Origin of the sequence: Gordonia sp. C13 (assembly GCF_023218005.1) — a bacterium.
Taxonomy (GTDB): domain Bacteria; phylum Actinomycetota; class Actinomycetes; order Mycobacteriales; family Mycobacteriaceae; genus Gordonia; species Gordonia namibiensis.
Genome location: NZ_JALPSY010000008.1, coordinates 95,558 through 119,074 on the forward strand (window position 1 = coordinate 95,558; position 23,517 = coordinate 119,074).

A 23,517-nucleotide genomic window follows, 5' to 3' on the forward strand; every position below is an offset into this window, starting at 1 on the left:
CCCGGGGCTGCCGGGAAACACGCTGTAGGGGTGTACTTCTCAGGTTGTTCAGTTGTTGTCGGTGCGGAAGTGCTCGAGCTTGTCCGGATCGATCTCGAAGCCGATGCCCGGCGCGGTCGACCGGTGGAGATGGCCGTCGCGGATCTGCAGGGGTTCGGTGAGCAGGTCGTCGCTCATGTCGAGGAAGTTCGACAGCTCGCCCGCATAGCGCGAGGTCAGTTCGAAGGCACTGCCGAACGCGAGCGCGCACGCGGTGCCGACCTGGCCGTCGATCTGGTTGCCCATGACCACCGGGATGCCGAGCCCCTCGGCGAGGTGGTGGGTCCGACGCGAGGTGGTGAAGCCGGTGCGCGCGGTCTTGATGCTGATCGCGGTGGCCGACCGACCTAGGATCTCGCGGGTCACGTCGGCCGGCGTCGGCACCGACTCGTCGGCGATGAACGGAACGTCGAGCTGCTCGACGAGCCATCGGCGACCCATGACATCGGCTGCGTCGCAAAGCTCTTCGGCGAACAGGAGGTCGAGGTCCGACATCTCTTTCATGGCACGCGCGGACTCCGCGGCGGTCCAGCCGCGGTTGCCGTCGACGTAGAGTTCGATCTCGTCGCCGAACCGCTCGCGCAGTGCGCGTACAACGGCGGTGTCGAGGGTGACCGGATGGCGGCCGACCTTCACCTTGAAGGTGCGGATGCCGTAGGTGTCGACCATCTTCTCGGCCTCGGCGACCATCTTGGCCGGCTCGGCGAAACCGAGCATGTGGCTGACGCGCATCCGGTCGGTGAAACCGCCGAGCAGGTCGCCCACGGGGAGGCCGAGGGACTTGCCGAGCGCGTCCCAGATCGCCATGTCCACCGCGGATTTGGCTGCCGGGTTTCCGACGGTCCGCGCCATCCGGGACGCAACCACCTCTCGTTCGAGAAGGGACAGCCCGACGATCGCAGGTGCGAAGATCGTGTCGATGACGGTGATGATCCCGGCCTGGGTCTCGCCGTAGGTGAAGGGGCGCGGCGGGGCCTCGGCGACGCCGACCACGCCGGTGTCGGTGTGTACCCGCACCAAGACGTGGTTGGCCTCGTGGACCTCACCCGAGGCGAACCTCAGGGGTTTCACGTACGGGATCGCGAATGGAATGGCTTCCACGCGAGTGATCTTCATCGTTCATCTCCAAATCGGGCACCGAGCTGAGCAGCGGATGCGAAGGCGGTGGCCTCGAAGGCGGTGGCCTCGAAGGCGGTGGTCTCGAAGGCTGCGGCGATGGTGTCGGCGACTGCGGCGATGACCGGGTTGTCGACGCCGCGACGCCAGGCGAGGGCGACCTCGACGGTGTCGGCATCGACGAGATCTCGGACGACGAGTCCGTCGAGCGGCAGTGCGCGCACCGAAGCCGGCAGAACCGCCACCCCCAATCCGGCGGCCACCAAGGCGAGCAGGACCGTCGTGCCGGTCGCCTGGTGAGCGCGCTGAGGGACGAAACCCGCTGCGCGGCAAGTCCGCATCGCAGCGTCGTTGACGGCCGAGTCACGGCTGTCGTACATCACGAAGGGTTCGTTGCGGAGGTCGACAGCCGACACCACCGGTTCGACGGCGAGGCGATGATCCGCCGACACCGCGAGGACGAGCGGTTCGTGGTCGATGACCCGGGTCTCGATGTCGTCACCGATGGCCGGCGGACGCAGGAGCCCGAGGTCGATCGCACCGGCCCGCAGGGCGTCGCACTGACCGGGGGTCAGCATGTCGGACTGGATGTGGAGGTCCACGTCGGGGAGTTCACGCTTGACGACCCGGGCGATCCGGGGCAGGTGCGAGAACGCGGCGATGCCGGTCAGGCCGAGCCGGACGAGGCCGCTGCGTCCGGCGGCGATGCGCCGGACCCCGTCGACCGCCTCGTCGACCCCGGCCAGGATGCGCTCGGCCTGGACGCGCAGGTACTCCCCCGCGGGGGTGAGCGAGACCTGCCGGGTGGTGCGGATGAAGAGCGTGACGTCGAGCTCGGCCTCGAGCTGGCGAATGGCATAGGAAAGCGCCGGCTGGGCCACGTGCAGGGTTGCCGCAGCCTGACCGAAATGGCAGGTGTCGGCGACCGCTGCGAAGTAGCGCAGGTGCCTCAGCTCCATGACCTCGCCTTTTGTCGTCGGAATCCGCTCGGCGATCCGATGTGACCCGGACCACGTCCTACACACGGTAGATCGGAGATACATACATGACAAAGACCTGTGATGACCTTATTCATCGCCACTATTTATCAATGGGCACCTAGGTCAGGACCGGCGAATGCCCTGGTGTGATCGCCGCCACGTGGTGCCAGAGTGCAGTGAGCAGCCCATCACTGGAGGTTTATCGACCATGACCGCGTCCGTTTCGGAGCACCTGAACCACGTGAACACGGTCCTCGACGACGCCGTCGTCGATGACCGGACCGCCGGCGTCTACCGCGCCAACCGCCGTATCTTCACCGACGAGGACATCTTCGAACTCGAGATGAAGCACATCTTCGAGGGCAACTGGATCTACCTGGCCCACGAGAGTCAGGTGCCCAACCCCGGCGACTACTTCACCACCTACATCGGCCGGCAGCCCGTGGTCATCACTCGCGACAAGAGCGGTGAGCTCCACTGCCTCATCAACGCATGCGCCCATCGCGGTGCGATGATCTGCCGTCGCAAGACCGACAACCGGATGACGCTCACCTGCCCGTTCCACGGCTGGACGTTCCGCAACGACGGCACCTTGCTGAAGGTCAAGGACCCCGAGGGGGCCGGCTACCCCGACACCTTCGATGTCAACGGTTCGCACAACCTGACCAAGGTGGCGCGTTTCGACAGTTACCGGGGCTTCCTGTTCGGCAGCCTCAACGACGACGTGCAGTCGCTCGAGGATCACCTCGGCGACACCCGGCTCGTCATCGACATGCTCGTCGACCAGTCGCCCGAAGGGCTCGAGGTGTTGCGCGGCGCGTCGACCTACACCTTCGACGGCAACTGGAAGGTCCAGGCGGAGAACGGCGCGGACGGTTACCACGTCACCGCGACCCACTGGAACTACGCGGCCACCACCTCGCGACGCAGCACCGGCGAGTCGAAGAACGACACCAAAGCACTCGACGCAGGTGGCTGGGGCAAGTCCGGCGGCGGCTACTGGTCGTACCCCAACGGCCACCTCTGCCTGTGGACCTGGGCCGCCAATCCGCAGGACCGCCCGCTGTGGGACAAGATGGACGAGCTCAAGAAGATCCACGGCGACGCCAAGGGCGAGTTCATGGTCAAGGGTTCGCGCAACCTGTGCCTGTACCCGAATGTCTATCTGATGGACCAGTTCTCGACGCAGATCCGCCACTTCCGGCCGATCGCGCCGGACAAGACCGAGGTGACCATCTACTGCATCGCCCCCAAGGGGGAGAGCGACTCCGCCCGCGCGCACCGCATCCGCCAGTACGAGGACTTCTTCAACGCCTCGGGTATGGCGACGCCGGATGACCTCGAGGAGTTCCGCTCGTGCCAGCTCACCTTCCGCGCGCAGGCCGCGCCCTGGAACGACATGAGCCGCGGTGCCGAACACTGGCTGACCGGACCGGACGAGGTCGCCGAATCGCTGGGTATGACCGGGGTCATCTCGGCCGGCGTCAAGAACGAGGACGAGGGTCTCTACCCCGTCCAGCACGGCTACTGGCTGGAGACGATGCGCGCCGCGGCCGCCGCGGAAGAGCACTCCACCACCGCAACCGCCGAGAACCACTGAAGGGGAACGCGATGACGACCGCAGAGACCAATGCCGCGACCGGGACCGAGGCCGGCGGAAAACTGGTCACCCAGAACATGATCGAGCAGTTCCTCTACCGCGAGGCGCGCTATCTCGACGATCGTGAATTCGAGAAGTGGCTCGAGTGCTACGCCGACGACGTCGTCTACTGGATGCCGTCGTGGGACGACAACGACCGCCTGACCGAGGATCCGCAGCGGGAGATCTCGCTGATCTATTACGGCAACAAGGGCGGGCTCGAGGACCGCGTGTTCCGCATCCGGACCGAACGGTCGTCGGCGACCTCGCTCCCCGATCCGCGGACCAGTCACAACATCAGCAACGTCGAGGTCATCGACCGGCGCGGCGATCTCGTCGACGTCCGGTTCAATTGGCACACCATGTATTTCCGGTACCACACGATCGACCCGTACTACGGCACGTCCTTCTACACCATCGACTTCTCCGGCGATCAACCGTTGATCCGGCGCAAGACGATCGTGCTGAAGAACGACTACATCCACCATGTGGTGGACATCTACCACTTCTAGGACGCGTTGACATGACTGTCACCACCGATCAGGGCGTCGGCACCACCGCCGACCACGCAGACGACGGGACACCGACGCACCAGGTCGCCCTGTCCTTCGAGGACGGGGTCACCCGGTTCATCACCTGCCGCGAGGACCAGACCGTCGCCGACGCGTCGTACCGGCAGCGCATCAACATCCCGCTGGACTGCCGCGACGGTGCGTGCGGAACCTGTAAGTCGTTCTGCGAGTCCGGCGACTACGACGGCGGAATCTACATCGAGGATGCGCTGTCCGACGACGAGTCGGCCCAGGGATTCGCTCTCCCCTGTTGTATGAAACCGAAATCCGATCTGGTGCTGCAGGTCCCGGCCACGTCGGACATCGCCAAGACCCAGGCCTCCCGGTTCACGGGCACCGTCGTCGAACTCGAACGTCTCTCCGAGTCGACGATGCGCCTGGAGATCCGGATCGAGAACCGGGGTGAGCTGGCCTTCCTACCCGGCCAGTACGTCAACATCGAGATCCCCGGCACCGACGACGGATCCGGCGATCCGGTCAGCAGGTCCTACTCGTTCGCCAACGGGCCGCACGAGGATCGCCTGGTCTTCCTGATCAAGTTGACCCCCGGTGGCGCGATGTCGACGTATCTGACCGATCGCGCGACACGTGGCGAACCGATCTCCTTCACCGGCCCCCACGGATCGTTCTTCCTCCGCGAGGCGAACCGACCGGTGCTGCTGCTGGCCGGTGGCACCGGGTTGGCCCCGATCCTGTCGATGCTGCGAAAGCTGCACGCCGACAACAGCGGACGCAAGGTCCACCTCATCTACGGCGTCTCCACCGACACCGACCTGGTAGCGCTCGACGAGATCGAGTACTTCGCCGGGAAGCTGCCCGGATTCACCTGGGACCACTGCGTGTCCGACCCCGCGAGCACGGCGGTCAACAAGGGTTACGTCATGAGCCTCATCGAACCCGGGCATCTCTTCGACGGGGATGTCGCGATCTACCTCTGCGGTCCGCCGCCGATGGTCGAGGCGGTGCGCAAGCACGTGGCGGAGGCCGGGATCGAGCCGACAGGGTTCTACTACGAGAAGTTCGCCCTCGCAGCGACATCCGTTGCCCCGGGCGAGAACGCACCGACGGTCGCGCCGATCGCGTCTGCCGCACCGGACGTCCCGGCGGACGAGGGCATCATCGCCTCCCCGGACGCCCGCGCGATCGCCGGGCAGATCACCCTGCCGCCGGCCGACCTCTCAGCCGTGCCGGGTCGCCCCGGCACCCGGGCCCCGGACGACTCGCTCGTCCGGATCGCCGGCCAGCGTATGTGGCCGAGCGAGATCGGTGATGCGGCACTCGATTCGGACGCGGGATCATTGCGCCCCGCAGGGACGGCCCGGGCCATCGCCGGCCAGGAGATCTTCCGTCCCGGCGACGTGGCCCCGCTGCACGAACCGGCACCGGCGCCACCAGCCCCGACCCAGGTGTCCGAGGAGCCCGAACCCGGAACCGCGACGTCCACCGTCGTCGGTTCACAGGGCTACCAGATCGGTGAGGAGCATCCGGCGATCTTCGAGTCCGACGCCCTGTTCGAGGCGCGCGCCGCCCTCGAACTCGGCGCACTGGAGCTGACCTTCGGACGTCTCACCACACAGCAGCTCGCCGGCTATCGGCTCCTGGCCGATGCGACCGTGCCGTATGTGGACGGTGAGCACTTCGTCGACGCCGCCGAGTACACCGAGACGAATGCCGCGTTCCATGACTATCTGTTCACCCTGACCGGCAACGACCATCTGCTCGAGGCGTACAAGGCGCTCGGCGTGAAGGGCCGGATGAGCGAGGTCCTGCGCAACGCGACCTGGTGCCATCCCCTCTGCGCCCAGGACCACCTCGACATCGTCACCGCCTTCGAGTCCGGCGATCACGACGGCGCCCGCGCCCTGATCTCGGCCCACGCCGATCGCTCCAAGCAGACGATGCGCCGTGCGATGGCCGACGAGATGGCCGCCCGTCGTCCGCGTTTCGTCACCCCCGGCCGCTTCGCCGGAAAGGTCGTCGTCATCACCGGTGCGGCACAGGGCATCGGCGAACAGGTCGCACGTCGGATCAGCGCCGAGGGTGGGAAGGTCGTCGTGGCCGACCGGTCCGAGCTCGTCGACGAGGTCGCGCACGATCTCGACGCGACCGGTCCCGGTGCGGTGTCGGCGATCGCCGACCTGGAGAGCTACGACGGAGCGGAGTCGGTGATCCGGCGCGCGGTCTCGTCGTACGGTCGCGTCGACGTGCTGATCAACAACGTCGGCGGCGCCATCAACTTCAAACCCTTCGTCGAGTTCACCGACGCCCAGATCCGCGCGGAGATCGACCGCTCACTGATGACGACGCTGTTCGCCTGCCGCGCCGCGCTGCCCTCGATGGTCTCTCGCGGTGGCGGGGTCATCGTCAACGTCTCCTCGGCGGCCACCCGAGGGATCAACCGCATCCCGTATTCGGCCGCGAAAGGTGCGGTCAACGCGCTGACGGCGTCGCTGGCCATGGAGTACGCCGACGACGGAATCCGGGTGGTGGCCGCCGCTCCGGGCGGCACCGAGGCTCCCCCGCGGCGTATCTCACGCGGTACCCCCGAGCCGCGGAACGAGGTGGAGGCCCAGTGGTTCCAGGCGCACATCGACCAGACGCTCTCGTCGTCGCTGATGCACCGATACGGCAGCCTCGACGAGCAGGCGGCGGCGATCTGTTTCCTCGCCTCGGACGAGGCGTCCTACATCACCGGAACGGTGCTGCCCGTCGCAGGTGGCGATACCGGGTAGCACCCGGTCCTAGGATGGGACGATGACGGTCGCCGGCCGGGACACCACCCACATGGTCATCTCCACCGTGTGTGCCGGCCGCGACCGTGAGATCGACGTCCTCACCGAACGTCTCCGCGGGACCTCGGGAACAGATCTCCTGGTCGTGACCGGCGAACCCGGCATCGGCAAGTCGACGCTCCTGAACCGGATGGTCGACCTCCACCGCCGAACAGCCGGCGACGCGCACACGCTTGTCGCGCAGGCGTCCCCGTGGCAGTCGCGGTCCCCGGGAGCGCTGATCCGGCAACTGACACAGGACACCACCGGCGCCACGCCGACGACCCCCGGCGGACTCGTCGAAAGCCTCCTCGCGGTGATCCCGGACGCCGACGAACAGCCGACGCTCATCGCGGTCGACGACGCCGACTCCGCGGACGAGGAGTCGCTCCAGGCTCTCATCACGCTCACCCGCGAGCACCGGTCGCGCCGCATCCTGATCGTGGTCACGACCGCGCGGCCGGGCATTCGGTTGGCAGGCTGGACATTCGACGAGTTACGACTGGACGGCGTCGGCCCGGACGCAGCACCCGAGATCGCCGCGCAGCGCGGGATCGTGCTGCACCCGGTGATGCGCGACGAGTTGCTCGCCCACACGCGCGGGAACCCGCGCGACATCGTCGCACTGCTCGACGAGGTGCCCGCCGGGACCTGGGCGCGCAGCGGCGGACGCCTCCCCGCTCCCCGACGCGTGGTCGACGAGGTCCGGGCCGCACTTCCCGCTCCGGGGACTCCCGCACGTGCACTCATCGAGGCCCTCGCGATCCTCGACGCGAATGAGCCGCTCTCCACCGCGATCGAACTCGCCGGCATCGACGATCCGCTGTGGGCCATCGACGATGCCCGCAGGACCACCCTGATCACCGCCGACGGCGCCCTGACACCTGCGGAGGCGCAGCCGCGGCTGACCACACCCCTCGTCCGGGCGGGCGTTCTCGAGATCATGGGCATGACCGCCGTCGGCGAGGCTCATCGCCGGGCCGCGGAGGTGGTCGCCGATCCGGCCCGTCGCCTCCATCACCGGGTCGCCGCCACACCGACCCCGGACGCGGACCTGGCCGACGACCTGGCCGGACTCGCCCGCACGCGCGGCGCCGAGGGTGCCTGGGCCGAGGCCGCGCGCCTCTATCGCCAGGCCGGACGTCTCACCCCGGACACACTCGAACGCGACACCCGGATCACTCTCGCGGTCGATTCCCTTCTCGCGGCGGGTGATTGTGTCGGGGCCGGGGCACTCGTGCCGACTGTCGAGAGTCTGCGGGAGACCCCGCTGCGCAATGCGACCCTCGCCTACCTCGCCATCCTTCGCGGCCGCTCGGCGGAGGCACAACTCCGGCTCGACCGCGCCTGGGGCATCGTCAACGCCCAGCGCGAACCCGACACCGCCGCATTGGTCGCGCAGCGATACGTGCTGCACAACCTCGTCCGATGCCAGGGCTCGGAACTGGTCACCTGGGCCGACCGCGCGATGGCGATGGCGGTGGAGGGCTCCGCCGCCCGGATCGAGGCCGCCGTGATTCGCGGTCTCGGCCTCGCCTGGTCGGGTCAACCGGAAGCGGCCCGCGCCGAATACGATTCGATCACCGAGCGCATCCGGTACGGCGCGCAGGCACAGCGCGCCACGATGGGACGCGGCTGGTTGCAACTCAGTCTCGACGAGATCGACGCCGCCCGTACCAATCTCGAAGCCGCCGTGTCGATGGCCCAGCTCGGCGGCTCCACCCGGATCTCGTTGTGGGCGTTGGCCTGGCTGGCCCGGGTCCAGTTCCTCACCGGGGACTGGGACGAGGCGATGCGCGGGGTCGACGCCGGTCTCGCCCTTGCGCGGAGCAGCGGCATCGAACTCGTCACCCCGCTCCTCGACTGGACCGCGTGCCAGATCCACTCGTCGCGCGGCAACTGGGACGAGGCCGATCGGCACATCGCGCACAGCTCCACGTCGATCGGCGACTACGAGATCATGCGCATCCCCGAGATGCTCGCCCGCGCCCATCGGGCCGAGGCAGCGGCCGAGTACGCGAAGGTCATCCGGATCCTCACACCGCTCGTCACGATGTCCGAAACCGTTCCCGCACTGTCGGAACCGGGCCTCTGGCCGTGGGTGGACATACTCGCGAACGCGCAGGTCATCGAGGGTCGTCTCGACGAAGCGGATCGTCTCCTCCACCGGTACGAGGCGCGCGCCGCCGAACGTGGCCACCGGTCGGCGGCGGCACGTCTGAAATACGCGCGGGGTCGGCACCTGGGCGCGACCGGCGACATCCACGGAGCCCGTAGGACCTTCGAGGAGGGGCTCGAACTGCTCGACGGCCTCGGACTCCGCTACGACCAGGCCCGGGTCAACTTCGCCTACGGACAAACGCTGCGTCGGGCCGGCAAGAGACGCGCCGCCGACACCGTCATCGGCACCGCCCGTGAGCTCTATCTGTCACTCGGAGCGACCGCTTTCGTCGAGCGGTGCGACCGGGAACTGAAGGCCGGCGGACTGACCACCTCGCGGGCCGACCGCGACGGCGCACCGAGGGACGCCGGCGAGCTCACCCCGCAGGAGGAGGCGGTGACCACCCTCGTGGCCCGCGGACTGTCGAACCGCGAGGTGGCCGCCGAACTGTTCATCTCACCGAAGACGGTGCAGTACCACCTGACCCGGATCTACGCGAAGCTCGGGCTGCGGTCGCGCGCGGAGCTGGCCGCGTCACGGCGCTGATCGACCAGCGGCGCTCCGGTCTTCTCGGCGACGGTGTCGAAGTCGACCCCCGGCGCGAGCTCGACGACCTCGAAACCCGTTCCGGCGACGTCGAACACACCGAGGTCGGTGATCACCCGGCTGACCATCCCGCGACCGGTCAGCGGCAGGGCGCAGTGGTCGAGGAGCTTCGGTTCACCCTTCTTGGTGACGTGCTCCATCAGGACGATCACCTTGCCGGCACCGTTGACGAGGTCCATCGCGCCACCGATGCCCTTCACGAGCGCGCCGGGCACCATCCAGTTGGCGAGGTCGCCGTTCATGGCCACCTGCATACCGCCGAGGACGGCCACATCGACGTGTCCGCCGCGGATCATCGCGAAGCTGGCGGCGGAGTCGAAGTACGACGCGCCGGGCAGCACCGACACGGTCTGCTTGCCGGCGTTGATCAGGTCGGGATCGACCTCGTCGCCGTAGGGGAAGGGTCCGACGCCGAGGATGCCGTTCTCGGCGTGCAGGAAGATGCCGGAGTCGTCGGGCATGTGGTCGGGGATCAGGGTCGGCAGGCCGATCCCGAGGTTGACGTAGTCGCCGCGGGTGAGTTCCTTCGCCGCGCGGGCGGCCATCTCATTCCGGTTCCAGGTCATGGCAGCTCTCCTAAACGGTGGCGACGGTGGGGCGTTCGCGGATGGTGCGCTTCTCGATCCCCTTGCGCGAGGCCTGTTCCGGGGTCAGTTCGAGAATGCGCTGGACGAAGATGCCCGGCAGATGGATCTCGTCGGGTCCGAGTTCGCCGACCTCGACGACCCTCTCCGCCTCGACGATCGTCGTGCGGCCCGCCATCGCGGCCGGCGGGTTGAAGTTGCGTGCGGCAGCATGGAATCTGCAGTTGCCGGCGGTGTCGACGACCGCGGCACGGATCAGTGCGTAGTCGGTGACGATCGCTTCCTCGAGCACCATCGGCTTGCCGTTGAAGGTGCGGACCTCCTTGGGCGGGGAGGCCTCGGCGACGGTACCGTCGGCGTTGTAGCGCCACGGCAGGCCACCTTCTTCGACGAGGGTGCCGACACCCGTGGGAGTGAAGAAGGCGCCGATTCCGGCGCCGCCGGCACGCATCCGCTCGGCGAGGGTGCCCTGCGGGGTGAGTTCGACGGTGACCTCACCGGAGAGGAATTGGCGTCCGAACTCCTTGTTCTCGCCGATGTACGAGGCGATCACCTTGTCGATGCGACGGTTCTCGAGCAGCAGACCGAGTCCCGCTCCGTCGACGCCGCAGTTGTTGGAGACGATGGTGAGGTTCTTCGCGCCCTGGGCGAGGAGTGCGTCGATGAGGAATCCCGGGATGCCGGCGAGACCGAAGCCGCCCACCGCGAGGCTCGCCCCGTCGGGGATGTCGGCGACGGCGTCGGCGGCCGAGTCGGCCACTTTGTCGTAACTCATTGCTGCTCCAGGTGTTCGATCAGTGCGGGGTTGATGATGTCGGGCTGCTGGGCGTTGGCCAGGTGCGCCGCGTCGGGGACGACGAGGAGGCGGCCGTTCTGGACGTTGGCGGCGATCTCCTCGAGTTTCGCGGGCGGGGTCGCCGGGTCGTCGGAGCCGGCGATGGCCAGTGTCGGTGCCGCGATCGACGGCAGGTCGCCGCGGAGATCCATCTCGGCGATGACCTCGCAGCACGAGGCGTACCCCTCGGCCGGGGTCGCGGCGACCATGTCCTCGTGGTACTTCCGGGACTCCCCGTAGGTGCTGAGGTATTCGGGCGTGAACCACCGCTGCACAACGGATTCGGCGACGGCACCGGTGCCCTGTTCGCGTACCGTGGCCGCCCGGTCGAGCCAGGCTTCCCGCGGCGGGAGCTGAGCTCCGGTGCAGAACAACGCGACCCGGTTGACCCGTTCGGGATTCCGGGCGGCGACCCGCATCATGGTCATGCCACCTAGCGAGAGCCCCACGAGGTGAGCACGCTCGATGTCGAGGCGGTCGAACAGGGCGATCACGTCATCGGCGAGGTCGTCGATCGTGTACGGCCCCTGCGGAACCGGAGATTCTCCGTGGCCGCGGGTGTCGTAGCGGACGACGCGGAACCGCGCTTCGAGTGCGGCCAGCTGCGCATCCCACATGCGATGCGTGGACCCGAGCGAGTTCGACAGGACGACCGTGGGACCGTCGGGACGACCCGACACGACTGCGTGTACCTGCACCGGGGCGCTCATCGGGTGGCCTCGAAGATCGCGGCGAGACCCTGGCCGCCGCCGATGCACATGGTCTCGAGGACGTAGCGCGCCTCGCGGCGTCGTGCCTCGTAGGCGGCGGTGGCGAGTATTCGACCGCCGGTCGCACCGATCGGGTGGCCGAGGGAGATCCCGGAACCGTTGGGGTTCAGCCGTTCGTCGCCGGCGTCGATCTTCCACTCGTCGAAGCAGGCGAGGACCTGTGCGGCGAAGGCTTCGTTGAGTTCGATCAGGTCGATCTCGTCGAGGGTGAGGTCAGCGCGGTCGAGGGCAGCTGCCGTGGCGCTGACCGGACCGATACCCATCGTCTCGGGCTCACATCCGGTCACGGCCCAGGAACGCAGGGCGAGAAGGGGTTCCAGTCCACGACGCTGTGCTTCGGCGCGGGTGGTCACCACGCACATGGCCGCGCCGTCGTTCTGTCCGGACGCGTTGCCCGCGGTGACCGTGGACTCCGCGTCGAGCTTGAGCCGGATGGGACGCAGCTTGCCGAGCGATTCCGCGGTGGCGTCGGCTCGCGGGTGCTCGTCACGGTCGACGACGGTGTCGGGCTTGCCGCGGCGTCCGGGGATCGTGACCGGCACCAGTTCGTCAGCGAAGCGGCCTGCCTCATGGGCGGCGACAGCCCGATGGTGCGACCGCGCGGCGTACTCGTCCTGGTCGGCCCGGGAGATGCCGTATTTCGCACGCAGGTTCTCGGCGGTCTCGATCATCCCGCCGGGTACCGGATGCGATTCGCCGCCGGCGGTGAGACGTCCACGGTCGAGGCGGTCCATCAGTTCGACGCCACCTTGCTTGATCCCCGACCGCAGACCGAGCGCGTAGTGCTCGACATTCGACATCGACTCGGCACCCCCGGCGACCACGAGACGCGCGCCGCCGGTCGCCACCGACGACGCCGCGGTCAGGATCGCCTGCAGGCCCGAACCGCACCGGCGATCGATCTGCATGCCGGGGACACCGACACCCAGGCCGGCGTCGAGGGCCGCGATGCGCCCGAGCGCCGGCGACTCACCACTCGCGTACCCCTGCCCGAGGATGACATCGTCGATGTCGCCCTCGCCGAGGCCGGTTCGCGTCGTCAGTTCCTTCAGCAGGTCGGTTGCCAGGCGGGTGACCGGCACGGAGGAAAGCGCCCCACCCATGCGCCCGACGGGGGTGCGCAGGGGTGAACAGAGAACGATGTCCGTGTCCGCGGTAGTCGAAGTAGCCATGCGCCCAGCCTAGGGACCAGCAGCTATATGGAGAAGTATCCATTTGGGCTCCTTTGATATGACGTGAGTATCAATGGGTACGATGACCGCATGGAGCTGCGCCACCTGCGGTACTTCCGCGCCGTTGCCGAGGAACTGCACTTCGGCCGTGCGGCCCAACGCCTGCACATCGCCCAGCCGCCGCTGTCCCAGCAGATCCGGCAACTCGAGGAGGAACTCGGCGTCGCCCTGCTCGTCCGGTCCACGCGCCGCGTCGAACTGACCGCCGCCGGCGAGGACTACCTCCGTCAGGTCGAGGCGATCCTCGACTCCGTCGACGCCGCGGGACGACGGGCGCAGCGCATCGCCGACGGCCGGCAGGGCAACCTGGCCATCGGATGCGTCGGATCGGCGACCTACTCGCTGCTCCCCCGCTTCGTGCGCGCACTCCGCGACGAGCTGCCCGACGTCGACGTCAGCGTCCGTGGCGAGATGTTGGCCCCCGAACAGCTGGCCGCCCTGGAGTCGGGCGACATCGACCTGGCGCTGCTACGGATGCCGGTGGAGACGCACGGGCTGCATGTGGAGTCGATCCGAACGGACCGGCTGATAGTCGCTCTTCCCGCCGATCACCCGCTCACCTCGACTCCCGAGGACCAGGCGGTGGACATCGCGCAGCTCCGTGGCGAGGACTTCATCTCCCATGTCGGCGGCGGCCGGTCGGTCATCGCCGGAGTCCTGGCCGCCACGTCGGAACGCGCGGGATTCGTGCCGCGCATCCGGCACGAGGTCGAGGAGACGTCGACGCTGGTGACACTGGTCGCCGCGGGACTCGGGGTGGCCATCGTGCCCGAGCCGACCTCGGCTCTCGGTGTGGCCGGCGTCGTCTACCGGCCCCTGTCCGCGCCGATCGACCACGTCGATCTAACCGCCGCCTACGCCGCGGCGCGTCGGACCCCGCTCGTCGACCGGGCGGTGGAGGTCCTGCGGACGCTCTCCTGAACGCACAAACCCACCCTTTTTCGGCAGATCCACCACCTCAAATGGGGTGGAAGTGCCGAAAAAGGGTGGGTTTGTGGAGGTTTCAGATCAGCGGTGCGTGAAGTTCGGGTCCCGCTTCTCGACGAAGGCGGCCATGCCCTCGGTCTGGTCGTCGGTGGCGAAGGTCGAGTAGAACAGTCCGCGCTCGGCGCGGACGCCCTCGGTCAGGCCCGACTCGAACGCACGGTTGACGGCCTCCTTGGCGAGGGCCGACGCGATGAGCGACTTCGACGCGATGACCGCGGCGATCTCGATGGCCTTGGCGAGGGCTTCTTCCTTGGGGAAGACGCGCGACACGAGGCCCGCACGCTCGGCCTCTTCGACCTTCATGTTGCGGCCGGTGAGGATCATGTCCATCGCCTTGGCCTTGCCGACGGCGCGGGTGAGGCGCTGCGAGCCACCGATGCCGGGAATGACACCGAGGTTGATCTCCGGCTGGCCGAAGACGGCGTTGTCGCCGGCGATGATGAAGTCGCAGAGCATGGCGAGTTCACAGCCGCCGCCGAGGGCGTAGCCGGTGACCGCGGCGACGATCGGGGTGCGGGTGCGTGCCAGCTCGTCCCAGGCGCCGAAGAACTGCTGGTTGGCGACCTCGGCGTAGGTCTTGGTCGACATCTCCTTGATGTCCGCACCGGCGGCGAACGCCTTCTCCGAACCGGTGATGACGATGGCACCGATGGCCTCGTCGACGTCGAATTCCTTGACGACGCCGACCACTTCGTTCATGAGCTCGGAGTTGAGGGCGTTGAGCGCCTTCGGGCGGTTGAGGGTGATGACGCCGACGCGGCCGCGGCGTTCGACGAGGATGGTCTGGTATTCGGTCACGAGTGTCCTTCTTCCGGTTGAGGTGGTCGGTCAGGCAGGGAACGTCAGGTCGTGCGGCAGCGGCGCGAAGAACGCGTCGACGCCCGCCTCCGAGAATTCTGCCCAACTCGGGTTGCGGTCCTTGTCGATGACCTGCGCGCGAATGCCCTCGGCCATGTCGGGATGCAGGAGGCACCGGAGGGAGACGCGGTATTCGCGGACCAGGGTGTCCTCGAGGGTCGCGTCGTTCCCGGCCTCGCGCAGCGAGCGCAGCGTGACCGCCAGAGCGGTGGCGCTCTTGGCCGCGATGGTGTCGGCGGTCTTGGTCGCCGTCTCGGTGCCGACCGCGCGGCACCGCTCGATGATCTCCGAGATGGTCTCGGCGGCAAAGGCTTCGGAGATCCATTCACGCTGTGCGGCGAGCTCGGACTCGGGAGCCTCGGTGGCGTACTCCGCGATCGCGGCGTCGACGCCGGTCGTTCCGATGGCCTCGATGAACGCGGGCAGCGACTCGGAGGGGACGAAGTGGTCGGCGAGACCCATGGCGATGGCGTCGGCGCCGCGGAGGTGGGCCGCGGTGAGGCCGGCGTACAGGCCGAGCCCGTCCGGGACCCGCGAGAGCAGGTGTGTACCACCGACATCGGGGACGAATCCGATGCCGACCTCGGGCATGGCCAGACGGGTGCGGTCGGTCACGATGCGCACGTTGCCGTGTGCGGAGACGCCGACACCGCCGCCCATGACGATGCCGTCCATGATCGCGACGTAGCTCTTGGGGTAGCTCGAGATCGCAGCGTTGAGGCGGTACTCGTCGAACCAGAACTTTGCCGACGGCGAGTTCTCGGCGACGATGTCGGTGGAGTCGGGATTGCCGCTGAGCGCCGAGGCGTCGCGGTGGATCGCGACGATGTCACCGCCCGCGCACAGTCCGCGTTCGCCGGCGCCATACAGGACGACGGCCTTGACGGTGTCGTCACCGGCCCATTCGTCGAGTCGCTCCGCGATCTCGGTGGCCATCTCGTGGTCGATCGCATTGATCGACTTCGGACGGTTGAGGATCAGCGACCGCGCCGACCCGTTCTCCTCCGTCAGGACAGACGGGACCAGCACTGATTGTTCCGACACGATCGAAACTCCTCTCCACACCGACAGGCCTCCACAGATGGTTGCATATCCTAGTAACAGAGGCTAGACCCCGGGCGTTCGACGGTAGTGAGGTTAGGGTGGCCTCATGGGCTACTCGAGAGCGCGCGTCCGTGGGGTCGATGACCTGACGCCCAACCTGCGACGACTGACATTCGACGTCGCGGACCTGCCCGGCCTGGGACTGCCCGGCGTCGCCGACGAGGCGGTGGGCATCTACTTCCCTGCCGAATCGCAGCGCTCGACGCCCGACATGCAGTGCCGCGACGGAATCTGGGCCTACTACGACCTCGACCCCGCGCCGGACGGGCGCAATTACTCGATCCGCGCGGCCGACCCGGCAGCCGGCACCGTCGTCGTCGACTTCGTGATCCATGCCGCCGGGCCGGCGACGACGTGGGCCCAGCGCACCGAGCCCGGCCACGAGGTCGTCATGACGCACGCGCGCAGCTGGTTCGCGCCACCGACCGGCACCGGCCGCCTCGTCCTGGCCGCCGACCTCGCCGGACTCCCCGCGCTAGCGCGGATCATCGAGGATCTCCCGGTCGTCGACGGCGTGACCGTGGTGGCCGAGGTGCCGTCGCCAACCGATCTCACCTACCTACCCGAGCGGAAGGTCGAGACGATCACGCTGATCGGCGGCAACGGACGAACCCCGAGCCGGCTGGCCGAGACCGTCGCAGCACTGGATCTCCCGGACGCCTCCGCGTACTGCTGGTTCGCCGGGGAGGCGTCGGAGTCACGGGCCGTCCGCAAACACCTGCGCAGCGAATTACGTTGGGGCCGCGAGTCCTACGACGTCATCGGCTACTGGCGGCAGGACAGCGAACGCTGGACGCAGGCGTACTCCGAACGCAGCACCGAGCTGTTCGCGGTGTACCGGCAGGCACTCGCCGAGGGGAAGACCGAGAAGGAAGCATCAGAGGAGTTCGACGAGGCGCTCGAACGGGTCGGGCTCTGACCCGCAGGTTCACTCGACGTTCCGCGTGACCCGCCGGAGCAGGTTCACCAGCATCTCGATCTCCTCGTCATCGAGATCGTCGAGCATCTGATGTTCGCTCTCGATGCGGCGGGGGAACTCCTCGTCGACGAGTGCACGCCCTGCTGAAGTCAACGACAGCAGGACCACGCGGCCATCACGTTCGAGTCGCTTCCGCTCGACCAAGCCCATGGCGACCAATCGTTCGACGTTCTTGGTGGTCGACGCCCCGGAGATGCCGGCAACCGACGTGACCTCGCTGGCCCGGAGCGGCACGTCGCTACGCGCGAGTGCACCGAGGACATCGAACTCGGTCCGGGTGATCCCGCGAGGAGCGAGGTCACGGTCGAAACGTGCGAGTGCCAGCGAGCCGATCCGCACGATGCGCCCGATGACATCAACCGGCCGCATGTCGAGGTCGGGATACTGCGCCGCCCACTCCCGGCGGGCACGGTCGACATAATCGGACGACCCTCCAGAACGCTCCGACATGCGCCGATCCTAACCCTTCGCAGATGTTTCATCGATAATTTACCGAGAAAGTATTATGGTGGACGGGTGCCCGACTCCCCCGCCTCGACCCGTGACCGCAGCCGTCTGCAGCATTCGCGCAGGGCATTGGCGCATTCGGTGTCCCCGGCCGCGTGGCGCGGCACGCTGGAGTTCCGTCGCGCCGACCCCACCGTGGCGATCGCCGTGCGCGTCGGGCTCGCCGGCGCGATCGTCCTCGTTGCCGGCGGCCTGCTCGGCCGGACCGAGATCGCCGGGTTCGCCGCCCTCGGCTCACTCGCCGCCGCGTTCCTCCGATACGAGCCCTACCCCCGACTGGCCCGCAAACTCGCGGGTGTGGCCGGACTGATCGTCGCCTACACAGCGTTCGGCGCCGCCCTCGGTGTCGCGGGCGCGCCCATCTGGACGCAGGTGGTGCTGGTCTCGGCGGGCGCCGGTATCGCCTACTGGCTCACCTTGGTCTTCGGGATCACCGGCCCCGGCCCCGTCGTCATGATCTTCGCCGCCGCGGGCGCGGCCGGATTCGCGAACACATGGGCCGACGCCGCCTCCGCCACCGGGGCCGCCGCGCTGGGCGGCCTCGTCGGTTGGGCCGTGGCGATGGCCCCCGCTCTGTCCCATCCACACAGTCCTTCCCGGGTGGCCGTGGCACGCGCCCTCGCGGCCGTGTCGGCAACCGAACAGCAAGGCGACCAGGCGGTCGCAGCTGCGCGAGCGGTGATCACCCGGGCCCGGGAGACCATCGCGCTCACCCCACAACGACGCGTCGACGAACACGTCCACGAACTGATCGCACTGCTCGACGCCGCGGAGAACGCCCTCTGCGGGCGCGAATCCGGGCTGTCCCGGCAGGACGACTTCGCGCGACTGGAGGCCGAACTCCGCAAGGTGCGCAGCGACATCCGAACGCCCCGGACACCCGACACACCTCTGCCGGTCTCGGCCTCGTCCCCGGATTACCTTCGCGCCGCGATGGACAAGGCGTTGTGGTTCAGCGCCTCTCGCATGGCCGTCGCATCGCTGATCGCCGGCACGTTGGCGGTCGCCGTCGGACTGGACCACCCGCTCTGGGCGATACTCGGCACGATCGCCACGTTGCAGGGCGTGAACTACGGCCACGCCGTTCAGCGCGGCATCCAACGTCTACTCGGAAACACCGCAGGCGCCCTACTCGCCGCCGCAGTGATCTTCGCCGACCTCGGTTACTGGCCACTCGTCGTGATCGTCGTGGCCTGCCAGACCGCCGCGGAACTGACGGTGACCCGCAATTACGCACTGGCCTCGACCTTCGTCACCGCCATGGCACTACTGGTGACCTCGATCGGCCACCCCGCCGGCACCGGCATCGCGGCCGCCCGTGTCGGCGACACGCTCGTGGGTGTCGTCGTCGGAATTCTCGTGGCAGCGTTGACCATCCGTCCCGACGACCGGCACCACCTGACGGCGCCCGAACCTACGGAGAAGTCGGCCGACTAACCCCCTTCGGGAGACTCCTCGTCCTTCGCTTGATCCTGGGCGATCGCCACGCCGACCGGATCGACGACGGCGTTGACGAAACGGGCCAGTCGCGCGGTGGGCGGCTTGGCGATGAGCTCCGGGCCGCCCTGGGCAACGATCTGCCCCTGTTCCATGAAGACGACCCGATCGGAGACCTGCTCGGCGAATCCCATTTCGTGCGTGACGCTGATCATCGTGAGCCCCTTCGTGGCAAGCCTTTTCATGACCAGCAGAATCTCGGCCTTCATCTCCGGGTCGACTGCGGAGGTGACCTCGTCGAAGAGGACCACGCGCGGTTGCATGGCGAGCGTCCGCGCCATGGCCACACGTTGCTTCTGCCCACCGGAGAGCTGGCCGGGGTAGGCGTCGATTCGGTCCCCGAGGCCGACCTCCTCCAGCAGTTCGATCGCCCGGGCACGTACCTCCGCCCGCGGCTGCCCCAATGAATTCACCGGCGAGTCCATGACGTTCTCGATCACACTCATGTGTGGAAAAAGGTTGAAGGACTGGAAAACCATGCCGACATCGCGACGCAACTCGCGGAGATCGCGTCCTCGGAGGTGCTTCTGCTGCCCCTTCGCATCCGGCCCGGAAACACGTTTGCCCAGGATGTCGATGGTCCCCGCGCTCGGTGTCTCGAGCAGGCTAAGACAACGAAGCAGAGTTGTCTTCGCCGCGCCCGACGGCCCGATCAGGGCGACCACCTCGCCCTGGTTCACGGTGAGGTCGACGCCGTGGAGGATCTCGCGATCTCCATAACTCTTTCGTAGGCCAGAGATCTCGATGATGGGTGTGGTCATGCCAGGACTCCTTCGGCTCGCATGATTCCGGTGCTCGCGACCACCGTGCTCATGACTTCAGTGCGAACGCACGCTCGATCCGCAAGCCGACCACACCATCTCGGCCGACCGGCACCGCTCCCGCGCCGGATACACCCTCTACGAGGGTATGTCGGTCAGCGGAGCACCGCGCCACGTCTTCTCGCGCGGACAGCAGCTCGTCCGCGACGGTGAGCTGGTGGAACTGTACGGACACGGCCGGTACCAACCTCGGACGACGCTGCGGGATCGAACACCGACCCCGCTCCCCGCCGATCGATCCGATTCATCCCTACCCATCGACTGTGAGGTGTGATGTGACCATTCCACTTGGAGTTCACCTCGGTGAACGTTTCACTCTGGACGAGACGAAGGCCATTGCCGATGTCGCCGACGAAGCAGGCTTCGACAGCCTGTGGGTGGCCGAAGGCCGCTTGACCCGAGACGCGATCAGCGTCATGGCCCTTCTCGCCGACCGCACCCATCAGGTCCGCATCGGCTCGGGTGTCATCAACAACAAGACCCGAAATCCGGCCCTCACCGCCGTCACCTTCAAGACCCTCGACGAGATCGCCCCTGGGCGAATCATTCTCGGCGTCGGTGCGTGGTGGGAGCCGATCGCATCGAAGGTCGGTGCCCCCATCCGCAAGCCGCTGGGCACGATGCGCGAGTTCATCTCGATCTGCCGGTCACTCTTCGCCAATGAGGAGGTGACGCTCCAGGGCGAGCACTTCTCGATGGACAAGATCCGGTTCGACCGGATGTACGCCGAGAACAAGCCGGTCGACATTCCCATCTACACCGGTCCGGTCGGTCCGAAGATGCTCGAACTGTCCGGAGAGCTCGCCGACGGGGTCTACCTCGACTTCCTGATGCCGACGAGCTACACCCGTGAGGCTGTGAACGCGTTGCAGCGCGGTCGCGAACGCAGCACGCTCACCAAGGATCTCGACATCGCGCAGATCATCTGCTGCTCGATCGACGACACCAACCCCAAAGATGCCAAGGACTCAGTCAAGGCGTTCCTCACCATGTACCTGATGCAGCAGCCGCACATCGGTTCCCACTGCGGCGTCGAGCCCGGTCTCGTCGACCGCCTGAAGGAGATCGCGGGTTGGCCGGCACGCCCGGAGGACATCCGCAAGGCCATGCCACTCGTCCCCGACGACCTCGTCCGTCGCGTCACCGCCTACGGCACCACCGCACAGACAGCCGACATGATCGACGAATACCGCGCGGCCGGCGTCCGTGTGCCCGTGGTGTTCCCGCCCGGCGCCAACCCTGTTGACAGCATCCGTTCTCTCGCAAAGGTTTCCGCATGACAACCCCTGAAAAGACCAGCACCGAGGAGACCACGCCCGGCATCGTCACCGCCGGCGTCCTACAGCTCCGGCCGACCGCCGATCGAGAGGCGAACCTCGCCGTCGTCGCCGATCTGATCGATCAGGCCGCGGCCCGCGGCGTCAAGGTCTTGCAGCTGCCAGAGCTCTTCTCGGTTCCCTTCGTGGCGCCCATGCCCGTCGATCCCGATTACCTGGTCTACGGCGAGCCGCTCGACGGCCCCAGTAACACGATGGTGGCGGAGAAGTCGCGCGAGCACGGGATGACCATCGTGTCGTCGATCTTCGAGAAGACCGCGGCTGCCGGGGTCTTCTACAACACCGCGACCATCTTCGTCAGCGGTCAACGCCGCCTGGACTACCGCAAGTCGCACCTGCCGCTGTCCTTCAATTTCCCGGAGAAGTCGTACTTCCGCCCCGGCGACAAGTCACCGGAGGTCGTCGACGCCGACGGCATCCCGGTGTCGACGATAATCTGCTACGAACGGCACTTCCCCGAACTCGCCCGCACCGCAGCGGTTCAGGGCGCCACCGTGCTGGGCATCCCGATCGCCTCCGGCAACGGGTACTCGTGTGAGACATTCGATCTGGAGCTGAAGGCACATGCGGTCTTCAACTGCATGTACGTGCTGGCCAGCAACCGCATCGGCATCGAGGGGCCCAAGGAGTACTTCGGCGGCAGCTCCATTTACGGACCCGACGGCGAGACGGTGGCCACGGCCGAGGACAACGGCGGCGATGAACTGGTGGTCGGTGACATCGACCTGGGCCAGCTCCCGGCCAAGCGCGCTTTCGGTCGTCCTTTCCTGCGCGATCGGCGGTTCGCCCTATACAAATGACACCTACGACACCCGCTTCCCCTGTAATCACCCCGATCTGAGGAGAACCCGTCACCGATGCCGGGCTGGTACAGAAGACCCTCCGCGTCCTGCAGACCGTCGCCGCGAGTCCGAACGGTATCGGACTGTCCGGGGTCGCCCGGCTCACCGAGATCCCCAAGGCGACCTGCCACCGGATCCTGCTGGCACTGGCCGCCGAGGACTGGGTGGTCCTCAACGAGGACACGAAGCGCTTTCACATGTCCCTGTCGGTGCTGCTCATGCTCAGCCCGACATCGGACCGGGACACCGCACTGTCGTATGTGAACCGACTCCTGGAAGCCCTCGCCACCCAGGCGATGGAGACCTGCGGACTCGATCAGCCGATCAAGGGCACCAACACCGTGATGGTGCTCGCCCAGACGGCCTCGCCGCACAACATCGGGCTCGGACGTCGTGCGGTACCCCGGATGCAACCGGCGTGGTCGACCTCGACCGGCAAGGTGTTCCTCTCGCTCGGTGATCCCGAGGCAGTGCGTCAGGAGCTCGAAGCCGATGCCCTGTTCCGGGATTCACCGCGCGGGAGAGACCTCGACGGGTTCCTCGAGGAGCTCGCCGAGAGCGCGGAACGCGGGTATGCGTCTTCACGAGATGAACTCGAGCCGGGCGCAGCCTCGGTCGCCTGCCCGGTTCGGGTCAATGGCGCAGTGCCGTACGCGATCTGGGTGGGAGGACCCACCTACCGACTGACGCCCGAACGGGTTCCGGAGATCGCCGGACTACTCCGCCACACCGCGCACGACATCGAGCGGGTGCTCGCCCGCACGCCGCCCGGCACCCAACTGGGTCCTGCGCTGTGACACCACCCTCAGCAATTCCCCAAATTTTTCGATCAAGGAGACAACTCATGACAACGACGTCGACCACGACACCGCATTCGGAGCTCTACGACGCCGGTCTGGCGATGCGCAAAACCGTCCTCGGCGACGCCTACGTGGACAAGGCACTGTCGGCGGTGACCGAGTTCGGTCAGCCCATGCAGGATCTCGTCACCGAGTACTGCTGGGGCGGCATCTGGACCCGCGAGGGCCTCGACCGCCGAACGCGGAGCCTGCTGAACCTCGTCATGCTGACCGCCCTCAACAGGCAGACCGAGTTCTCGACGCATGTGCGCGGCGCACGGGCCAACGGGGTCACCGACGAAGAGATCCAGGAAGCACTCTTGCAGACCGCCGTATACGTCGGTGTAACAGCTGCCCTGGAGGCCTTCCGCAACGCGGAGCGGGTACTTCGCGAACTCGACGCTGCGGAACAAGCCGACTGAAACCCGAGCCGGGCAGGTC

Annotated in this window: 21 protein-coding genes; 11 read left to right on the plus strand and 10 right to left on the minus strand. The window is 67.5% G+C overall.

What is annotated here, in order from left to right; all coding sequences use genetic code 11:
• Positions 1-48: 48 nt before the first annotated feature.
• Together M1L58_RS09200 and M1L58_RS09205 are read right to left on the minus strand one after the other, a co-directional pair.
• Entirely contained in the window at positions 49-1,155 is a 1,107-nt protein-coding gene (locus M1L58_RS09200) for a mandelate racemase/muconate lactonizing enzyme family protein (protein WP_248658654.1), read from the minus strand.
• Positions 1,152-2,114: a LysR family transcriptional regulator gene (locus M1L58_RS09205; protein ID WP_248658655.1), complete on the minus strand. Its 963-nt coding sequence runs from the start codon at positions 2,112-2,114 to the stop codon at positions 1,152-1,154. Before M1L58_RS09205 ends, M1L58_RS09200 begins: the two co-directional genes overlap by 4 nt.
• Positions 2,115-2,343: 229 nt before the next feature.
• Here M1L58_RS09205 and benA point away from each other — a divergent pair, with 229 nt between their 5' ends.
• The 4 genes from benA to M1L58_RS09225 are packed head-to-tail and all read left to right on the plus strand — an operon-like array spanning position 2,344 to position 9,824.
• On the plus strand, positions 2,344-3,735 hold the full coding sequence (gene benA, locus M1L58_RS09210) for a benzoate 1,2-dioxygenase large subunit (RefSeq protein ID WP_248658656.1): 1,392 nt from the start codon (positions 2,344-2,346) through the stop codon (positions 3,733-3,735).
• Positions 3,736-3,746: 11 nt separating this feature from the next.
• Entirely contained in the window at positions 3,747-4,286 is a 540-nt protein-coding gene (gene benB, locus M1L58_RS09215; RefSeq protein WP_282578507.1) for a benzoate 1,2-dioxygenase small subunit, read from the plus strand.
• Positions 4,287-4,297: 11 nt separating this feature from the next.
• Positions 4,298-7,078 (plus strand): benzoate 1,2-dioxygenase electron transfer component BenC, encoded by a 2,781-nt coding sequence (gene benC / locus M1L58_RS09220; protein WP_248658657.1) that lies wholly within the window; start codon positions 4,298-4,300, stop codon positions 7,076-7,078.
• 22 nt (positions 7,079-7,100) lie between these two features.
• Complete coding sequence (locus tag M1L58_RS09225; RefSeq protein ID WP_248658658.1) at positions 7,101-9,824, plus strand: helix-turn-helix transcriptional regulator; 2,724 nt, start codon at positions 7,101-7,103, stop codon at positions 9,822-9,824.
• Here the strand turns inward: M1L58_RS09225 and M1L58_RS09230 are convergent.
• From M1L58_RS09230 to M1L58_RS09245, 4 genes are read right to left on the minus strand one after another with little or no spacing between them, the layout of a single operon-like run.
• Positions 9,770-10,450, minus strand: a complete 681-nt coding sequence (locus tag M1L58_RS09230) for a 3-oxoacid CoA-transferase subunit B (protein ID WP_248658659.1) — start codon at positions 10,448-10,450, stop codon at positions 9,770-9,772. The two genes, M1L58_RS09225 and M1L58_RS09230, sit on opposite strands and share 55 nt — an antisense overlap.
• 10 nt (positions 10,451-10,460) lie before the next feature.
• Complete coding sequence (locus M1L58_RS09235; RefSeq protein ID WP_248658660.1) at positions 10,461-11,243, minus strand: CoA transferase subunit A; 783 nt, start codon at positions 11,241-11,243, stop codon at positions 10,461-10,463.
• Positions 11,240-12,013, minus strand: coding sequence for a 3-oxoadipate enol-lactonase (pcaD, locus tag M1L58_RS09240; protein WP_248658661.1), 774 nt, complete (start codon positions 12,011-12,013; stop codon positions 11,240-11,242). The genes M1L58_RS09235 and pcaD overlap by 4 nt, the downstream gene beginning before the upstream one ends.
• Positions 12,010-13,245, minus strand: a complete 1,236-nt coding sequence (locus tag M1L58_RS09245; RefSeq protein WP_248658662.1) for an acetyl-CoA C-acetyltransferase — start codon at positions 13,243-13,245, stop codon at positions 12,010-12,012. The genes pcaD and M1L58_RS09245 overlap by 4 nt, the downstream gene beginning before the upstream one ends.
• A 90-nt stretch (positions 13,246-13,335) precedes the next feature.
• On the opposite strand from M1L58_RS09245, the gene M1L58_RS09250 reads away from it, so the two are divergent.
• Positions 13,336-14,226, plus strand: a complete 891-nt coding sequence (locus M1L58_RS09250; RefSeq protein ID WP_248658663.1) for a LysR substrate-binding domain-containing protein — start codon at positions 13,336-13,338, stop codon at positions 14,224-14,226.
• An 87-nt stretch (positions 14,227-14,313) separates the two neighbouring features.
• On the opposite strand, the gene M1L58_RS09255 is transcribed toward M1L58_RS09250, so the two are convergent.
• Both M1L58_RS09255 and M1L58_RS09260 read right to left on the minus strand, forming a co-directional pair.
• Complete coding sequence (locus M1L58_RS09255; RefSeq protein WP_248658664.1) at positions 14,314-15,090, minus strand: enoyl-CoA hydratase; 777 nt, start codon at positions 15,088-15,090, stop codon at positions 14,314-14,316.
• Positions 15,091-15,120: 30 nt separating this feature from the next.
• Positions 15,121-16,194 (minus strand): enoyl-CoA hydratase/isomerase family protein, encoded by a 1,074-nt coding sequence (locus tag M1L58_RS09260; protein ID WP_248658665.1) that lies wholly within the window; start codon positions 16,192-16,194, stop codon positions 15,121-15,123.
• Positions 16,195-16,300: 106 nt separating this feature from the next.
• Here M1L58_RS09260 and M1L58_RS09265 point away from each other — a divergent pair, with 106 nt between their 5' ends.
• A complete protein-coding gene (locus M1L58_RS09265; RefSeq protein ID WP_248658666.1) occupies positions 16,301-17,173 on the plus strand; it encodes a siderophore-interacting protein in 873 nt (290 codons plus the stop codon).
• A 9-nt stretch (positions 17,174-17,182) separates the two neighbouring features.
• Here the strand turns inward: M1L58_RS09265 and M1L58_RS09270 are convergent, their stop codons facing one another.
• Positions 17,183-17,683 carry a MarR family winged helix-turn-helix transcriptional regulator gene (locus M1L58_RS09270; RefSeq protein ID WP_248658667.1) on the minus strand — a complete coding sequence of 167 codons (501 nt, stop codon included), beginning with the start codon at positions 17,681-17,683 and terminating at the stop codon, positions 17,183-17,185.
• Positions 17,684-17,749: 66 nt separating this feature from the next.
• On the opposite strand from M1L58_RS09270, the gene M1L58_RS09275 reads away from it, so the two are divergent.
• A complete protein-coding gene (locus tag M1L58_RS09275) occupies positions 17,750-19,177 on the plus strand; it encodes an FUSC family protein (protein ID WP_248658668.1) in 1,428 nt (475 codons plus the stop codon).
• Here the strand turns inward: M1L58_RS09275 and M1L58_RS09280 are convergent.
• On the minus strand, positions 19,174-19,998 hold the full coding sequence (locus M1L58_RS09280) for an amino acid ABC transporter ATP-binding protein (RefSeq protein WP_248658669.1): 825 nt from the start codon (positions 19,996-19,998) through the stop codon (positions 19,174-19,176). The two genes, M1L58_RS09275 and M1L58_RS09280, sit on opposite strands and share 4 nt — an antisense overlap.
• Before the next feature lie 335 nt (positions 19,999-20,333).
• Here M1L58_RS09280 and M1L58_RS09285 point away from each other — a divergent pair, with 335 nt between their 5' ends.
• The 4 genes from M1L58_RS09285 (at position 20,334) to M1L58_RS09300 (ending at position 23,498) form a co-directional block, all read left to right on the plus strand.
• On the plus strand, positions 20,334-21,338 hold the full coding sequence (locus tag M1L58_RS09285; protein WP_248658670.1) for an LLM class flavin-dependent oxidoreductase: 1,005 nt from the start codon (positions 20,334-20,336) through the stop codon (positions 21,336-21,338).
• Positions 21,335-22,195, plus strand: a complete 861-nt coding sequence (locus tag M1L58_RS09290) for a carbon-nitrogen hydrolase family protein (RefSeq protein WP_248658671.1) — start codon at positions 21,335-21,337, stop codon at positions 22,193-22,195. The genes M1L58_RS09285 and M1L58_RS09290 overlap by 4 nt, the downstream gene beginning before the upstream one ends.
• Positions 22,196-22,260: 65 nt before the next feature.
• A complete protein-coding gene (locus M1L58_RS09295) occupies positions 22,261-23,034 on the plus strand; it encodes an IclR family transcriptional regulator (RefSeq protein ID WP_282578529.1) in 774 nt (257 codons plus the stop codon).
• Between the two features lie 47 nt (positions 23,035-23,081).
• Complete coding sequence (locus M1L58_RS09300; protein WP_248658672.1) at positions 23,082-23,498, plus strand: carboxymuconolactone decarboxylase family protein; 417 nt, start codon at positions 23,082-23,084, stop codon at positions 23,496-23,498.
• The last annotated feature ends 19 nt before the right edge of the window (positions 23,499-23,517 follow it).

What these genes read in the sequence shown, in the direction of transcription:
- M1L58_RS09200 (WP_248658654.1), bottom strand. Translation starts at nt 1,155, where the DNA reads ATGAAGATCACTCGCGTGGAAGCCATTCCATTCGCGATCCCGTACGTG.
- M1L58_RS09205 (WP_248658655.1), bottom strand. Translation starts at nt 2,114, where the DNA reads ATGGAGCTGAGGCACCTGCGCTACTTCGCAGCGGTCGCCGACACCTGC.
- benA (WP_248658656.1), top strand. Translation starts at nt 2,344, where the DNA reads ATGACCGCGTCCGTTTCGGAGCACCTGAACCACGTGAACACGGTCCTC.
- benB (WP_282578507.1), top strand. Translation starts at nt 3,747, where the DNA reads ATGACGACCGCAGAGACCAATGCCGCGACCGGGACCGAGGCCGGCGGA.
- benC (WP_248658657.1), top strand. Translation starts at nt 4,298, where the DNA reads ATGACTGTCACCACCGATCAGGGCGTCGGCACCACCGCCGACCACGCA.
- M1L58_RS09225 (WP_248658658.1), top strand. Translation starts at nt 7,101, where the DNA reads ATGACGGTCGCCGGCCGGGACACCACCCACATGGTCATCTCCACCGTG.
- M1L58_RS09230 (WP_248658659.1), bottom strand. Translation starts at nt 10,450, where the DNA reads ATGACCTGGAACCGGAATGAGATGGCCGCCCGCGCGGCGAAGGAACTC.
- M1L58_RS09235 (WP_248658660.1), bottom strand. Translation starts at nt 11,243, where the DNA reads ATGAGTTACGACAAAGTGGCCGACTCGGCCGCCGACGCCGTCGCCGAC.
- pcaD (WP_248658661.1), bottom strand. Translation starts at nt 12,013, where the DNA reads ATGAGCGCCCCGGTGCAGGTACACGCAGTCGTGTCGGGTCGTCCCGAC.
- M1L58_RS09245 (WP_248658662.1), bottom strand. Translation starts at nt 13,245, where the DNA reads ATGGCTACTTCGACTACCGCGGACACGGACATCGTTCTCTGTTCACCC.
- M1L58_RS09250 (WP_248658663.1), top strand. Translation starts at nt 13,336, where the DNA reads ATGGAGCTGCGCCACCTGCGGTACTTCCGCGCCGTTGCCGAGGAACTG.
- M1L58_RS09265 (WP_248658666.1), top strand. Translation starts at nt 16,301, where the DNA reads ATGGGCTACTCGAGAGCGCGCGTCCGTGGGGTCGATGACCTGACGCCC.
- M1L58_RS09270 (WP_248658667.1), bottom strand. Translation starts at nt 17,683, where the DNA reads ATGTCGGAGCGTTCTGGAGGGTCGTCCGATTATGTCGACCGTGCCCGC.
- M1L58_RS09280 (WP_248658669.1), bottom strand. Translation starts at nt 19,998, where the DNA reads ATGACCACACCCATCATCGAGATCTCTGGCCTACGAAAGAGTTATGGA.
- M1L58_RS09290 (WP_248658671.1), top strand. Translation starts at nt 21,335, where the DNA reads ATGACAACCCCTGAAAAGACCAGCACCGAGGAGACCACGCCCGGCATC.
- M1L58_RS09300 (WP_248658672.1), top strand. Translation starts at nt 23,082, where the DNA reads ATGACAACGACGTCGACCACGACACCGCATTCGGAGCTCTACGACGCC.